The 16,191-nt window shown below is 41.8% G+C and carries 12 protein-coding genes; 7 read left to right on the top strand and 5 right to left on the bottom strand.

All coding sequences use genetic code 11. The features are described 5' to 3' along the window. Positions 1 to 43: 43 nt before the first annotated feature. The 3 genes from L6494_RS13315 (at position 44) to L6494_RS13305 (ending at position 5,923) form a co-directional block, all read left to right on the top strand. Positions 44 to 1,636 (top strand): HlyD family efflux transporter periplasmic adaptor subunit, encoded by a 1,593-nt coding sequence (locus tag L6494_RS13315; RefSeq protein ID WP_237995626.1) that lies wholly within the window; start codon positions 44 to 46, stop codon positions 1,634 to 1,636. Positions 1,637 to 1,864: 228 nt separating this feature from the next. After that, positions 1,865 to 4,453 carry a TonB-dependent siderophore receptor gene (locus L6494_RS13310; protein WP_237995624.1) on the top strand — a complete coding sequence of 863 codons (2,589 nt, stop codon included), beginning with the start codon at positions 1,865 to 1,867 and terminating at the stop codon, positions 4,451 to 4,453. Between the two features lie 156 nt (positions 4,454 to 4,609). Next, entirely contained in the window at positions 4,610 to 5,923 is a 1,314-nt protein-coding gene (locus L6494_RS13305) for an MFS transporter (protein ID WP_237995622.1), read from the top strand. 31 nt (positions 5,924 to 5,954) lie between these two features. Here the strand turns inward: L6494_RS13305 and L6494_RS13300 are convergent, their stop codons facing one another. Both L6494_RS13300 and L6494_RS13295 read right to left on the bottom strand, forming a co-directional pair. Then, a complete protein-coding gene (locus L6494_RS13300; RefSeq protein ID WP_237995620.1) occupies positions 5,955 to 7,658 on the bottom strand; it encodes an ABC transporter ATP-binding protein/permease in 1,704 nt (567 codons plus the stop codon). Between the two features lie 13 nt (positions 7,659 to 7,671). Then, entirely contained in the window at positions 7,672 to 8,412 is a 741-nt protein-coding gene (locus tag L6494_RS13295) for a VOC family protein (protein ID WP_237995618.1), read from the bottom strand. A gap of 762 nt (positions 8,413 to 9,174) precedes the next feature. On the opposite strand from L6494_RS13295, the gene L6494_RS13290 reads away from it, so the two are divergent. Then, the gene (locus tag L6494_RS13290) at positions 9,175 to 10,155 is read left to right on the top strand and encodes a DUF3102 domain-containing protein (RefSeq protein WP_237995616.1); all 981 of its coding nucleotides are present in this window, start codon (positions 9,175 to 9,177) and stop codon (positions 10,153 to 10,155) included. A gap of 205 nt (positions 10,156 to 10,360) precedes the next feature. Here the strand turns inward: L6494_RS13290 and L6494_RS13285 are convergent, their stop codons facing one another. Together L6494_RS13285 and L6494_RS13280 are read right to left on the bottom strand one after the other, a co-directional pair. Next, positions 10,361 to 11,425 carry a sucrase ferredoxin gene (locus L6494_RS13285; protein ID WP_237995614.1) on the bottom strand — a complete coding sequence of 355 codons (1,065 nt, stop codon included), beginning with the start codon at positions 11,423 to 11,425 and terminating at the stop codon, positions 10,361 to 10,363. A gap of 124 nt (positions 11,426 to 11,549) precedes the next feature. After that, positions 11,550 to 12,278 carry a COG4280 domain-containing protein gene (locus tag L6494_RS13280; protein WP_237995612.1) on the bottom strand — a complete coding sequence of 243 codons (729 nt, stop codon included), beginning with the start codon at positions 12,276 to 12,278 and terminating at the stop codon, positions 11,550 to 11,552. A 126-nt stretch (positions 12,279 to 12,404) separates the two neighbouring features. Here L6494_RS13280 and L6494_RS13275 point away from each other — a divergent pair, with 126 nt between their 5' ends. The 3 genes from L6494_RS13275 to L6494_RS13265 all read left to right on the top strand — a co-directional run bounded on the left by L6494_RS13275 (position 12,405) and on the right by L6494_RS13265 (position 15,522). After that, entirely contained in the window at positions 12,405 to 13,238 is an 834-nt protein-coding gene (locus L6494_RS13275) for a sterol desaturase family protein (RefSeq protein ID WP_237995610.1), read from the top strand. A 112-nt stretch (positions 13,239 to 13,350) separates the two neighbouring features. Continuing rightward, positions 13,351 to 14,109, top strand: coding sequence for a thioesterase II family protein (locus L6494_RS13270; RefSeq protein ID WP_237995609.1), 759 nt, complete (start codon positions 13,351 to 13,353; stop codon positions 14,107 to 14,109). Positions 14,110 to 14,277: 168 nt separating this feature from the next. Next, positions 14,278 to 15,522 carry a serine hydrolase domain-containing protein gene (locus L6494_RS13265; RefSeq protein ID WP_237995607.1) on the top strand — a complete coding sequence of 415 codons (1,245 nt, stop codon included), beginning with the start codon at positions 14,278 to 14,280 and terminating at the stop codon, positions 15,520 to 15,522. Here the strand turns inward: L6494_RS13265 and L6494_RS13260 are convergent. Beyond that, the gene (locus tag L6494_RS13260; RefSeq protein WP_237995605.1) at positions 15,500 to 15,820 is read right to left on the bottom strand and encodes a hypothetical protein; all 321 of its coding nucleotides are present in this window, start codon (positions 15,818 to 15,820) and stop codon (positions 15,500 to 15,502) included. The two genes, L6494_RS13265 and L6494_RS13260, sit on opposite strands and share 23 nt — an antisense overlap. Between the last annotated feature and the right edge of the window lie 371 nt (positions 15,821 to 16,191).

Here is a 16,191-nt window from a genome sequence, read left to right as displayed (position 1 = left end):
AATTCTTGAATTTTGAATTTTGTTAGCGCAGCGTTAGCGAGTCATGCCTACGGCACGCCAAGGGCGAACGAGCGTCATTTTGAATTTTGAATTGATTTGTCCCCAATCCCTAAATACTATGAGTTCTAACAACGGTCGCCTGACAACGATATCACAGGATACGAATATTACTCCCACACCACCTAAAACATCAAATCCTGCTGCATCCTCCTTTGAACATCCCCTAATGCTCAAACAATCCTCTGGGTGGTCGCGGGGGATATTATGGACATTGATGTTTGTCTCAATTGCAGCAGTAGCTTGGGCTAGTGTCTCCAAAATCGAACAAGCAGTTCCAGCCCAAGGAAAACTCGAACCTCAAGATAATGTCAAAGAGGTGCAAATCCCTATCGAGGGTGTTGTCAAAACCATTCACGTCAAAGACGGAAAGCGGGTTAAAGCTGGGGATTTACTCGTCAGTCTTGATCCCACCGTTTCCCAAGCCCAGGAAAATTCCTTCCAACAAGTTCGCACAGTTTTAGAACAAGAAAATCAGTTTTACCAAGCACAACTAAGTGGGAAAGAGGACACCTCACCTACAGTATCCATTCCCGCGCAATTTGTCAGCTTAACCAGAAGCCGGGCGGTATTACTTGCCGAAAATCGTCTGTTTCAAGCTCAACTTGATGGCAATGCGGGGGAAATGTCGTTGAGTGCTGAACAGCAACAACGGGTAAAATCTGAATTAGAAGAGTTAACATCACGAGTTACATCTGCTCAGTTAGAAATTGACCAATTACAAAAGCAATATAGCCAAGCAGACATTAGACTTAAATCCAACGAGGAAAAGTTAAAAGTTAATGAGCAAATTTTTAAGGATTTGGAGGAATTAGCCACAGAAGGGGGAATTTCCCGCATTCAATACCTTAACCAACAGCAAGAAGTAGAATCCATTCGTGCAGAAATTGCACAATTGCAAGAAGAAAAGATCCGCTTGCAAGCTGCTATAGCCCAAGCCCAAGCCAAAGTTCAAAACACCAAACACATTGATAGACGGGATTTAACCGCCCGTATTGGCAATAATAGCCAGAGAATAGCTGAGATTGACAGCCAATTAAGCAAAGCTATTGTTGATAACAAAAAACGCATCGCCGAACTTGACAGCCAACTGAGCCAAACAAATCAGGCATTAAAATATAGTGTAGTGCGATCGCCTGTTGATGGTGTAGTCTTTGACCTAAAAGCCCACGCCCCCGGATTTGTGGCTAAATCCACCGAACCAGTGCTGAAAATCGTTCCTCAAGCTAACTTAGTAGCAAAAGTTTCCATCACCAACCAAGACATCGGCTTTATTAGAGAAGGAATGCGCGTTGATGTCCGCATAGATTCCTTCCCCTACAGCGAATTTGGTGACATCAAAGGTACTTTAACCTGGATTGGTTCTGATGCCCTACCACCAACCCAACTTCAGCCATACTACACCTTCCCAGCCACAGTCACCCTTGATCAACAATACTTAAACAGCAACAGACGCAAAATAGCCCTCCAGTCAGGAATGTCATTAAACGCCAACATCAAAATTAGAGAACGTACAGTTATGAGCATCTTCACTGATTTCTTCAATAAAACCGGAGAAAGCTTGAAATTCGTGCGCTAATACTCAGTTCGTAGTAAGGACTTTAGTCCTTATTGAAGGAGGACTAAAGTCCTCACTACAAACAAATTTGTAGAAGTATTGAAAAGTTGGACGAAGATTATAGAAAAAATGGTAGTATTCTATTCCAGTTAAATAACTGAGCATAAAAATTTCGCTCCCCACACATTACGACACTCTTCCCTTGATCTGTAAGCGTCTACACCAGTTAAATTAGGAAAATCAGTATTTATGACATGGAATTATTGGCAACCCGCCATTGGTGTTGCTAGTGTAATAACTGTTCTTGTATCCCAACCAGTTTGGGCTGCTCCTGTTCCGGTAACGGCAGTAGAACTCTATGATACAGATCAAGGTTTAGAAGTCGTCTTGAAAACTTCACCAGGAGTAACCTTAAACACTCAAACCAGCACCGAAGACAAAACCCTAATTATTACCGTCAATAATGCTCAACTGCAATTGGTAGAAGGAAAACCCCCCATCACTACCAATAATCCCATCCCTGGTATTGCTGAGATTTTTGTGGGACAGTCTGACCCTAACACCATTGAAATTGAAATCACCGGTGTTAATGCAGTCCCGCAATTTAATCTGCGTCAGGATGGACAAGAATTTATTGTTAGTCTTCCTTTCGTTACTACCACAGAAACCCCAACCCCAGAAACACCCACAGCAGAAACCCCACCTACCACAGAAACCCCAACCCCAGAAACATCCACAGCAGAAACCCCACCTCCAGAAGAAGAACCAGACGAACCAATCGAACTTACTGTTGTGGGGGATGAATTGCGACCAACTTATCAAGTTCCTAATTCTTCCGTGGGAACGCGCACAGACACCCCACTCATTGACGTACCCCAGGCTATTCAAGTCATACCCCAAGAAGTTATCAAAGACCAAGGTACGCGTAACGTCGGTGAAGTCTTAAAAAATACTAGTAGTGCTAGTACCGGGCGTACCTCTTCTCAAGCACCAGCACTAACTCCAGTAATTCGTGGCTTTGAATCTCGTAACTTATTACGCAACGGTTTAAGGGATGACAGTTTACGGTTTCAAAGTGAAATAGCTAACGTTGAACGAGTAGAAATTCTCAAAGGGCCTGCTTCCGTACTCTTTGGACAGGGTGATTTAGGTGGGGTAGTCAACCTAGTAACTAAACAACCTTTAAATACACCCTATTATGGCTTTGAGTATCAAGTAGGGCAATTTGGTTTACATCGTCCCACCATCGACTTTTCCGGCCCCTTAGATAAAGATGGTGTTGCTTATCGTTTGAATGCGGCTTATCAAACAGCTGAAAGCTTTAAAGATTTCGAGAATAGCGAATCATTTTTTATCGCCCCTGTTGTTAGATTAATTGGTAACGAAAATACGACCCTAACAGCAAGTATAGAATATCTGAAATACCGCAGTTTTGAGACAGCACCAGACTTACCAGCTTCAGGAACAGTTATTTCTAACCCCAATGGTAGAGTCTCACGGGAGGCTAACTTAGGTGAGCCATCTTTATCTCAAACTGAATCACTTGTAACCCGCTTGGGTTATCAGTTAGAACATCGCATAGGTTCTAATTGGACAATAAAAAGTGAACTTTCCACGGCATTTTTAGATATTCCTGAAAATACTGGGGTAACTCCTATTACTAACACTGCTACATCAGATGGACTAAATAGAGATGGTCGGACAGTTCGACGCTTTTTAGTAGAAAACCCATCTAGTACCACCAGTTTGACGTTTAATAATAGCCTCTTAGGTAAATTTAACACAGGCAGTATTGAACATAGTTTACTGTTCGGTGTAGAAGTTACTAGAGAGCAGACAGAAGATAGTCTAGATTTTAGACAACTCAGAGAAATTGATATTTTTAATCCTGTTTATCGACCTGAGAGTGTGTCATCATTTGCTTTTCCCTTTGCTAATACCAATACGCGCAAAAATTCTGTTGGTATTTATGCTCAAGACCAAATTTCCCTATCCAAGAATATTATTTTAGTTTTGGGTGGAAGATTGGATTTTGCTAATCAAGAATATGAGGATTTGCTGTCAGCAGAAGAAAGTTTTGAACGTAGCGACACAGTTTTTAGTCCCCGTGTCGGTATTGTTTTTAAACCTAGTGAAAACCTTTCTCTGTATGCTAGCTACAGTAGATCCTTTACACCCGTTGTAGGTAGAACCAGGATTTTAGATTTAAACACAGGAATAACAACAATAGGTGAACCCTTTGAACCAGAACGGGGAACTCAGTATGAGATTGGGTTAAAGGCAAATTTATTAGGCGATCGCCTCTCCACCACCCTGGCATTTTACAATCTAGAACGAACCAATGTTGCAGCCCAAGGATTAAGCGAACCCCTCTCCCAAATCCAAATCGGCAAACAACGCAGCCAAGGTATAGAATTAGACGTAGCTGGTGAAATTCTCCCTGGTTGGAACTTAACAGCCAGTTACGCCTATACAGATAGCAAAATTACCGAAGATAGTCGCCCCGAATTTCAGGATAAGCAATTACAAAACGTTCCCAGAAACGCCTTTGGTTTGTGGAGTACCTACGAACTGCAATCTGGAAGCCTCAAAGGTTTAGGATTCGGTTTAGGTGTTTTCACCCAAGGAGAACGCCAAGGAGACTTACGCAACACCTTTACCTTACCTAGTTACTGGCGTACAGATGCTTCCATCTTCTACCGCCGTGACAAATTCCGCGCCGCCATCAACATCCAAAACCTCTTTGATGAAAATTACTACGAAGGTGCGCGGGACATTGTACGTATAGTCCCAGGTGCGCCCTTTACCTTGACAGGTAGCGTTTCTTTTGAATTTTAATTACCCCACCTAACCCTCCCGTATGTATTGGGGAGGGAAGTATATTTTCCAGTTTCCCACCTTTCCAAGGGGGGATTAAGGGGGGTAACACCAGGATATGAAACAAATCACGAAAGATACAGTGAGAAAGGTTTTAGCTCTTCACACTTTCCCAAAATGCGAACTTTTTTGATCATCTGGCTAGGACAGATAGTATCTACCATCGGCAGTTTTATGACAGTTTTTGCCCTCACAATTTGGGTATGGGACAAAACTGGTTCGGCGACAGCTTTGGCATTAGTGGGCTTCTTCGCCCAATTACCAAAAGTCCTGATTACCACCTTTGCCGGTATTGCGGTAGATAGGTTTAATCGTCGCTTGCTGATGATTTTAGCGGAAGTTGTCGCCGTTTTATGTACCCTAGCGATCGCCATCCTCTATCTAAACCAACAATTACAGGTGTGGCATTTATATATAATTGTCATGCTTTACGGTGGCTTTGGGCAATTACAAGTTCTCGCCTATTCTGCCTCTATTTCCTTATTAGTTCCCAAAGAACAATTTACCCGTGCAGAAAGCTTAGGTTCTGCGGTTAACTACAGTGCAGCCATATTTTCTCCCGCTTTAGCCGGGTTTATCTATCCCCGTCTGGGGTTGCAGGCTATCTTCTGGATTGACTTAACAACTTTTGCAGCTGCCTTCATCACCTTACTAATCGTCAAAATTCCCCAGCCTACCGTCAATAAATCTCACAGTGAAAACACTGAGAGTTTATGGGAAAAATTAACATTTGGGTTTCGTTATATCTGGGCTAATCCATCTTTAACAGCAATGGCGATCGCTTTCACATTATTTGCCATTCCCAACGATATCAGTAAAGTCCTCTACAGCCCCATGATTCTAGCCCGTACAGGTGGAGACTCGCAAATTCTCGGCACTGTCACCACGGCTGCGGGTATTGGTGGTGTCATCGGGGCATTAACCCTGGGTGTTTGGGGCGGTTTCCATCGCCGCATACACGGAATGTTAATCGGTTTCATCGGACACGGTATTTTTAGAACCCTGATCGGACTTGGGCAAACAGTACCAGTCTGGATGGGAGCGCATTTTCTTTCATCTACACTCATTCCCTTGTTTTACAGTTCTAGTAACGCCATTTGGTATGCCACAATTCCCCCAGGCTTACAAGGACGAGTCCTAGCCGCAGATCAACTTATAGGCGTAACTGTAGCCGCTATTACTCCCTTAATTGCTGGCTTTCTGGCAGATCGAGTATTTGAACCAGCCATGCGTCCCACAGGGATTTTAGCCCCGATTTTCGGCAATATCTTTGGGACTGGGACTGGTGCAGGGATTACTTTACTATTTGTCAGTATGACTTTCTGCACAGTCTTGGTAGGGATTTTCGGGTATAGCTGGCGCACCTTAAGAAAAGTAGAAGATTTAATTCCAGATCACAAGCTTCCTGAAGGTTCTGGGGTTGGTGATTAGGGTGTTTTTAAACGCAGAGGGGCGCGGAGGTTTACGCGGAGGGGCGCGGAGGGTTTGAGGAGAGATTATAATTTGCTGTAGATAATAATTGCCACTGTTGTTTTTGTGATAGTTCTAAAACTAGTTGATGATAGTTTAATAATGTGCTGCGGTGTCCAACGCTGATATAGGTGACTGATGTTTGTTGCAGTTGTTGATATAAGCTGGCTTCTGTTTCTTCATCTAGCGCACTGGTGGATTCATCGAGAATGGCGTATTTTGGTTGAATTAGGAGCAATCTGGCGAAGGCTAGTCTTTGTTGTTCTCCTAATGATAATACTCTTGACCAATCAATTACTGTGTCTAAGCCTCCGTGGAGTTGGGTTAAGTCCGGTAGGTGTACTTGTTGAAGGGTTTTGAGGAGGATTTCGGGGGGAATGTTAGTTGCTGTTTGGGGATAGGTTAGTTGCTGTCGTAAGCTTCCCCAGGTTATATAGGGACGTTGGGGGAGAAATAACAAACTATCATTCGCTGGACGCTCAATTATGCCTTCTCCATGTAACCATAGTCCTGCGATCGCTCGCAATAATGATGTCTTCCCTACTCCACTCTCTCCGACAATGATTAATGATTCTCCTGGTTTGACTGTTAAAGATAAATCTTGAATTAAGTTGGCTTTTTGGGGAATCTCTAGTGTTAAATTTTTGATATTAATCTCTGTATTTTCCACAAGCTGGATTTCTCCTTGTGGCTCTCTTTCCATACTATTAGAGATTTCTGTGAGTCGCTCAACTCCTGCAACTAAGGCACTGATTTGATTAAATTGAGTAATAATTAATCCCAGTGCTAACCCTACTCGCTCAAAGGCGGCTTGGGATTGGGTGACTGCACCTATTTCTAATTCGCGGGAGAAAATTCGGGGGGCTAAAATCAAAAAAGGTAAGATGAAGGTGAGAAACTGATAACCGTTTTGAAAGACATTGAGCCGAAATTGCCAGTTAATTAAACGTCTAAAATTGGCGAATACTTGACTAAATCTCTGTTTGAGTTGTTGTGATTCCTGGGTTTGTCCATTGTAAAATGCGATCGCTTCGGCATTTTCTCTGACTCTGACTAAACCATAGCGAAAATCCGCTTCCCGCTTGATTTGCTCTAAGTTAATTCCGACTAAAACTTTCCCAAACACCAGCGTTGTCACCAGTGTACCGACTACAGCGTAAGTCACCAAGGAGTACATCAGGAAGGGAGAAATCAGCCACAGTACACCAATAAAACCTATTAGCTGTACTAAAGAATCAAGAAAAATTACAAATAGTGCTACTAATCTTTGGGTGACATTTTTGATATCTTCCGCCAAACGTTGATCTGGATTATCAATCTCAGCGTTAACCTGTAATTGATAAAAGGATTGTTTGGCAAAATATTGCTGGAAATAGTCAGATGTTAGCCATTTTCGCCAATCAAGGCTGATTTGGGCTTGGATATAGTTTTTGAGAGAGATAAATATAACGTTAATAATAACAACGCCGCTAAAAAACCAAAAGGTCTGATAGAACCGATTAAAATTCTGTGCGGCTAAGGAAGAAGTCAGTTCCCCGCGTTGGAGAATCTCAAAAATGATGAAATAACTACTTCCCAACGATAAAATCACCAGCATGATTAATTGGGCGATCGCATCTCCTCGCCAACGATATAACCAGTATGGTTGAATAATTTGCCAAAATTGCTGCCAGATTTGAGGATTCCCCAAACTCATGAGATTTTTGTACCTAAAACTTTAACACTAGAGGAATATCTATTTTTCGCGCATCTATCACACCTCTTTGCACCCGATTATCAAATGTCATCTGGATAGATGGACAACCAGAGTCAATTTGTACTACTCCATCTTGGGATAACAGTGCTAGAGGTTGAGTTAAAGTATTCCCACAAGCAGCACTAATCTCAATCCCTGTCATCTTTTTCAACCCCAAAGCATGAGACATCCACTGATGTTGCAAGTTAGGAAAGTTTCTTTTGAGTCTGGGTAAAGCGATCGCATCAGGAATGACAAAACATAGAGGTTCTGTTGGAGTTACTAAATTTTCACTGGAAAAACTTAATAATAATTCTGATCGTCCCGGTGGTGAATAGCTAAATTCATACTCGTCGAGGGAACGTTTTGTCTGAGATTGTTGACGTAGAGCAATCCCAAAGGGAGAAATTTTCGGATCATAAAAGTGCTTGGGTTTATTCTGTCGTAAGCATCGCGCTAAAAAATCTATACCTGTGCGGACGGCATAAATTTCCGCAGCTACTTCATCTTCAACCCAGATAAGTTCTAGATAAAAATTATCAAAAAAAATAATATGCGAGGCTGTACCTCTATCCGGTTGTTTGACAGGAGTTTTAGCAACTGTTATTCCCTGTTTAGCAAAGAATTCTAGGTCTGGTGCTGTCTCAACACAGATAAAAATATGGTCAACTTCTAACAAGGAACTATTTACCGACGGTAGCAATGAAGTTTTCATAAATTAGCTCGCATGGCTATAGATAGTTGAAAATGTTGTTTCTGCACGTATTCAGTGCCTTTTAACTCAGCGATTAAAGATGGAAAATCAAGCCTGCGTCTAGATTAGAAACAATCAGCAAAATAGATCCGCCCCCATACCGTAAAATCCACATCATCACTTTTACTAACTACTTAAAATTTTTAAGAATTATTCTCAATAAATCAATAAATGGCATACTTTGTCAAGTCCTTTTTTTATTACCTCAAATAACAGCAATATCAAGACATTGACTCACAATTCTGATAGCAAGATTTTGCAAAAAATTCATCAGATATGTCAAAAAAATCCGTAATATTTCGTATGTGACTTTAATTTTATTGCGGTTAGAATGGCTCTAGTACCGCAAGGCGGAATTCAAAATTCAAAATTCAAAATTCAAAATGAATACAGCATAAGGTTTGCAGAGATTTTGAAGGTATGTTTATTTACGCCGTGCTGTACTAGCTACCTGGAAGTTAATGAGTGGTAGGCATTACCCGGTTAAAACGATTTACTATTACGTTTTGTAACGGAAAATTTAACCCCCAACGTGGGTTAAAGGTGAAGTATTTGCCCGTCTCAGTTCCATTAATTGCCCATTTTCCACTAAGATTAAATATAGTGTGTCTACTAAATAGGGATTATACCTACAACTGAGTCAAATAACATCGTCATTTTTTGTCCTATCAGCGATCCAAGGTAGCTGAATTCTTTGCTCAATGGATTTAGAAACCCATAACTATGATTAACTCAAAGCGTCAGCATCCGAAAGAGAATATTTTGACTAGTTTTGATTATGGCATTCTCACTCCAGAGCAGCGATCGCTAGTTGAGCAACGCACCAGCGAAATTAGAGAACAGTTACGCCGGACAGCCCAAGATATTTGGGAGATTGGACAAAGTTTGGCAGAAGTACGCGCTCAACTTAAGCATGGCCAGTTTGATACCTGGTTGAAAGCTGAATTTGGTTGGAGTCGCCGTACGGCTTATAATTTCATTAATGTCTACGAAACCTTTGGGAATCGTGCAAATCTTGCACAAATTGACATTGCTACCTCGGCTCTTTATCTCCTGGCTGCACCTTCGACACCTCAGAATCTGCGGGAACAGTACATAGAAGAAGCTAAAGCAGGTAAACGCATCACCCATAAAGAATTAGTCCAAACTATTAAACATCAACAAGAAAAACTTCCAGAACAACCAGAATTACCTGTAACTACCACATCAGAAGTCATCGCTATCATACCTAAATCTATAGATAAAAGCAATTCTGATGATGTTAATAACTCTATAGTTGAAGTGCCGATCGCTGCGCCACAGATACCAGAAACAACTCCCTCAACAAATCGCCAATGGTTACGTTTAGGTAAACAGCATTTGATATTTCATGGTGACACAGCCTCACCAGAGTTTTTTACTAACATCCCTCCCATCGCTTTAGCAGTGGGTGTGACAGAAGATGATTGGGATCATGAGTGGCTAATTGAGGAAGCAAAAACAGTAATTGTTCTCCAAGCATCTGATTTGCAAACAAATACTTTAGAGCAACTAATTACCATGTTTTCTCACCCAGGGGACTTGGTAGTATTTCCCTGGTTGCCACAAGCAGATATGATTGCGATCGCTCATCGTTTGCAGCGACGGGTAATAGCCGGTGATCCGTCTTTAGAATTGTGTCAGCAAGCCGTCATTGCTTCAGGGTTGAGTGTGGAACACATTTAATTCGTAATTCGTAATTCGTAATTCGTAATTCGTAATTCGTAATACTAGCAAAGCGAGTTCGCGGAGCGTTACGCAGTAAAGCAAGCTACGTAATTCGTGATTACGGAGACATCGTTTATCACACATTCTTTTTCCCAGTCCCCAATCCCCAATCCCCAGTCCCCAGTCCCCAGTCCCCAGTCCCCAGTCCCCAGTCCCCAATACTTTAGTTTCTCAACTCTTCAACACTATACTGATTCACACTCGCCAAGGGTGCATCATCACCGGATTTGAGTTTTGTGGTGACTGTTCCGGTTTGTTTGACGATGGCTGAGTATGTACCCCAATTGTTACCATCTTTACTGGTATAGCTAATTTCCAATTTCACCCAGGTTGCTTGCTCGTTCCAGCGTTCCACTAAAAGGTTGAATTTGGGACAGGGAAGACGCTTAAAGATGCTTTTCAGAAGCTTTCTTTTCATCCCCCCTTCCTCTTGTACTAGGATGCGTCCAGTTTTCTCATAGTTCAACCAGTCCCAACCCACCTGCATCCAAATTTCCCGTTCTGCTATTTGTTCAAATTTACTCAACCCTGTCCAACCGCGATAGAAAGGACGTAATTGAGAAACATCACCCTGGCGATAAATTAAACAATCTAAAACATCAATCTCCAAATGTCCCCAAATTTGTCCATTGGGAAAATCAATTAATGTTGGTGCAAATTGATGTCCGCCAAAATGGTTAGTTTGCCACACGCGCAAATTTTCTGTAGCATATTGCTTGCGTAGCTGTTGGTAAAGAGGATAACCAAAACGTCCACAGGCTCGGTCATAGTTCGCATGGGTACAGATAAGAATTTCTCGAATGTGTTCTGTGGGTTGCTGGTACTGCTGAAAGCGGATGAGTTGACGGGATTTGAATAATAAAGCTTTTGCAAGAGGTGCAACTTGAGTCAGGGGAAGTAAATATTCTCGTTTGGTGTATTGAGCAAATATCTTGGCGGGACGCTTGTAGTGAAAGACGCGGACGAGTTCTGGGTTAGTGTGGGTTTTATCAGGAGCGATCGCTAGTAGTCTAGTTTTAAAGTATCGTATAGGCTGGGATGCTAACCTCTCAACAACTTGCAGCAGTGCTTTAAATTCGGGTTTTTCTTCCCAAAGATGGGTTTTCCAAGGTTGGGGGACTTCCACCAGCAACCATTCATCTACTGTACCTGCTGTCCCAATGGGGTTTTCACGGTTCGCTTTAGAAACTACGGAACAGTAACGACAATCATTATTTAAGTCTCTCATGTTAGATCATGTCCGTTTGATTGCTGATAAAACCCGAAGCACCCCACCGCACCTACGCTTTTTCTCCCCTCCCCGTTCACGGGGAGGGGTTGGGGGTTGGGTGTAACGACTGTGGGAAAAGTAACTAATTATCTAAACTTGTTACAGGTTGATTTTTAAGCCAATAAACAGAAATTCCGGCGGTTAGACTATATAAAGTAATTAAAATCAAAATTGAAAACTCATCAAAGGGGAATTCTAACCCCATACCTTCCCCTAACCAGAAAGTCCCCATCGCACTGAGCATAATTCCTGCACCCAGTTTGATTAACACTTCTGGCAATTTCACCAAATATGGATGTAAGAAAACTACCAATACTAATGATAATAACAAAGCTAACCCTGTAGCCGCGATCGCTTCATACCATGCACTCGTTGCTAAACCCAACGTGATGACAATCACAAAGATTTCCAAGGCTTCCAGCGCAACGCTTTTGGTCATAATCAAGAAATTGAGTTTGCTAAATCCTGTTGATTCCTGCTCTAAAACAATACCTTCTTTTTCTAATACACGATCATCAATCCAACCGGCTCGCCTTCCCGTTGCTAGCCTGCGTACAGACTTCTTCCCCCATCCCCAACCAAACCACAGCAACAACCCCCCAATCAAGATTTGTAATGGTTGTAGTGGTAAGAATTGTAACCCAGTGCCGAGAGCGATCGCTACAAATAAGACAGCTATTAACCCGACGATTGAACCCCAAATAGCTTCTATGACATAACCAGAACTACCAATAGCATAGGCGATCGCCACCACTTCCAAAAATTCAATACTTGTACTGCCGAGTGCAGCCAAAAAAATACTCCAATTCATGGTATTATTTCCGAAAATAAATTGAGATAAATTTGCAACTATTGAGCCAGACTTGTGGTAAATTAATACAATTACCGCAAAAACATAAAATTCATTTTCTCTACACGAAAAATAGGTTAATTCATCATGGAATGGATGGATGCTGTCTTCAGCTTTTTGGAATATGTGCTGAAGGGAATGCTAATGTATGGCGTGTTTATTGTAATAGAAAGAGTGCGTCCAGTAGAACCAAATCAACCATTTCGCCATATTATTTTTAACTTAAAATGGTATGTTGTCTATATTTTGTTGGCATCTGTAATAAATGCCCTGGGTTTAGCTACACTAGTAGAATTAACACGTAGTTGGTTAGGTGGAGCTTATCTAAATTTCCCCGCACCTCGCAACTGGATAGAAACAGTTATCGGAGTAATTCTTTACTTTTTAATTGTTGACTTTTTCTATTATTGGTTTCACAGATTACAACATACAAATTCATTTTTATGGGGACAACATAAGTTTCATCATAGTGAAGTTTCCTTAAATGTCACCAGCACTAGACGAGTACATTGGCTAGAAGAACCGTTAGTAATCTTCTTTATACTCCTGCCGATGAATTTATTCTTCAATATTGAACCTATACAAGCTGGGTTACTAGTCTTCATGGAAATTTTATGGCTGCAATTTATTCACATGAATTTACGTTTAGGATTCGGTATTTTCTCACCAATAATTGTTAGTCCACAATACCACAGAATTCATCACTCATTTCAACCCCAACACATTAATAAAAACTATGCCGTATTCTTCCCAGTTTGGGACATAGTTTTTGGCTCTTATTGTCATCCCCAACCAGGTGAGTTTCCAGCTACCGGACTGACAACAAAAGAAACATATAATCATCTGTGGGAAGCGTCTATTTTACCTTTTCGCGAGTGGTTTAAATTAATCAAAATCAAACGCAGTTTTAGGGTGCGCTAAAGCAACGTGTAATGCACCGTATGATTATGGTGCGTTATGTCTAGTTTATCCTCTCTCCAAACCTCAAATATTTACACTGCCGTAACACACCCTACTTCGCCTCATATCCATCGTGAAGCATACCAAAATTAACAATCCTTGGCTCATTTTTCCTCAACCAAATCCCCAAGCCAAACTACGTTTATTTTGCTTCCCCTATGCAGGAGGTGGAGCAGGAATTTTTCGGCAATGGTACAAAGAATTAAACCCCAAAATGGAAGTTTGTGCAGTCCAATTACCAGGAAGAGAAAATAGGTTATCAGAGCCACCTTTTAATCGTCTTCAACCTTTAATAAATACACTCAGCCAAGAAATTTTACCAACCTTAAATCAGCCCTTTGCTTTCTTTGGTCATAGTATGGGTGGTTTAATATGTTTTGAATTGGCGCGTTATTTAAGAAAACTTTATGGTTTAACACCAGTACATTTATTTGTTTCTGGTGCAAGTGCGCCCCATATTACCGATACAAAACCACCAATTCATAATTTACCACCATCAGATTTTATCCAGGAGTTACGGCGATTTAATGGCACACCAACAGTAGTATTAGAAAATAGCGAATTAATTGAATTAATGTCACCAACCTTAAGGGCAGACTTCGCTGTTTTAGAAACTTATGTTTATCCAAAAGCTGCACCGTTATCCTGTGGAATTACAGCCTTTGGAGGGCTTGCAGATACGGAAGTGAATCAAACAGAACTAGCAGCATGGCAAGAACATACAACTGGTAATTTTTCTTTAAAAATGCTACCAGGAAATCATTTCTTTATTCATGAACATCGCCGACAGTTATTAGATTTACTGTCACAACACATAACTTTGTATATCTGATATCTTGCACCAGCTTTTTATCCCACCAAGAAATAACCTGATTTTGAATTTTGAATTGATTCATTCCCAGGTGTCACATCAGGTAGATGCAAGATATCAGATATCAAGAAAATCGGACTACTGTCCTTTTCTTGATTGCTTTTGCCTTTTTACTTTTACCTTTTTTATATGCTCTCAAAATTTTTTCGTACAACAATTCTGACTTCAGCCCTGTTATGTACTCCAGCGATCGCCCAAGCTGCAACCTTAACAACTAACTCAAGCCAGTCCATTAGCTTCAGAAATACTGTTAATAGAGACTTAGGACAACAGCTACAAACAGCCTTAGATCAAGCACGGGGAGACATCCCAGGCGCGTCTGTAGCAATTATCAGCCCGCAAGGAAATTGGTTTGGGGCTAGTGGAGTAGCAGACCTAGCCACAGGTAGAGCATTACAACCGAGCGATCGCTTCCAAATTGGTAGTATTACGAAAACATTTGTCGCCACGACTACATTACAGCTAGTAGAAGAAGACATCCTGAATTTAGACGATAAGCTAACAGACAGACTACCAACATCTGTCACTGATTGGATTCCCAACGCCAATCAGATTACACTACGCAACCTCTTGAACCATACAAGTGGTGTTGCTGATTATACAGATGTGTTGTTTAGATGGGCTGCCGTAAATCCAGGGGTATTTTTCAATTCTTGGCAACCAGAAGAATTAGTCAGCTTCATCGATGGTTTAGGAGCAAGTTTTCAACCGGGAGAGTCTTGGCAGTATTCCAACACCAATTATTTACTGTTAGGTATGGTCGTAGAAGCAGCGACAAATAATAGTATTGCTGAAGAAATCCGCGATCGCATTCTTGAACCCTTAGCCCTCACCAACACCTTCTTTGCCGAAGAAGAAGCTATCCCCGGCGGTTACGTCAGAGGTTATTGGGACTTCGACCAAGATGGCACACTCAATGATATTTCTGTCACTAATCTATCTTGGACTTGGGCTAGCGGCGCAATGGTTTCCAACACTAGCGACTTAGCCACCTTCATTCAGTCCCTCATCGGCGGAGAGTTACTAGAACCCGACACCCTCCAACAAATGCTCACCACCATCAGCCCCATCACCTCCCCAAACTATACTACCTATGGTTTAGGCATCGGCACGCTTGAATCCCCCAATCGCTTTTGGTACATCGATCGCGGACAAACCTTAGGTTATCGCTCCAATATGTGGTATTCACCATTGGAAAACATCACATATATCGAATTAATTAACGCCCGTTCCAGTCGTAACTTAGCCGGTGCAACACTCACCACCCTCAGACGCTATGAACCCCCCGCACCAGTCCCCGAACCAGGAATGATCCTTAGTGTGCTGTTAATAACAGTCGGTATGCTGACAGTTAGAGCAAGACCAGGGGTGTAAGGGTGTAGGGGTGTAGGGGTGTAAGGGTGTAAGGGTGTAGGGGTGTAGGGGTGTAGGGGTGTAGGGGTGTAGGGGTGTAGGGGTGTAGGGGTGTAGGGGTGTAGGGGTGTAGGGGTGTAGGGGTGTAGGGGTGTAGGGGTGTAGGGGTGTAGGGGTGTAGGGGTGTAGGGGTGTAGGGGTGTAGGGGTGTAGGGGTGTAGGGGTGTAGGGGTGTAGGGGAAGTAAATTCGCCCTTTCTTTCCCCAGTCCCCAGTCCCCAGTCCCCAGTCCCCAGTCCCCATTCGTGCAAAATTTGCACAAACTATTTATCTCTACGAAAATATATTGAGTTAAATAGACTTTACAGAAATTTTATAATTCATATATCCGATTAATTACGGATGTGTTATTATTTGGAGTGTGATTCCAATTATCGAGAATAAATAGCAATAATGAATTACCCGTTTTATTCATTGTTGTACTAGAGTCGCCGAAACTGGTCTTAATAGCTAGTAAACGGTGACTATGAGAGTGTCATTAGCTGAATATTTTATCAATTTCATAATCCTAGTTTTCACCTAGGGACGTTGTATCTGGCTGGTTATTTAGCTGTCAATATCATGACTGACTGCAAACATCCTTTGAGCATAGCCAAGACAAGATAGTCAGACTAGATAGCATACAACGTAA

Source organism: Nostoc sp. UHCC 0870, from assembly GCF_022063185.1.
In the GTDB taxonomy this organism is placed as follows: Bacteria; Cyanobacteriota; Cyanobacteriia; order Cyanobacteriales; family Nostocaceae; genus Trichormus.
Note: the sequence above shows the minus strand (reverse complement) of the source record. Positions and strands in the feature narration are given on the sequence as shown.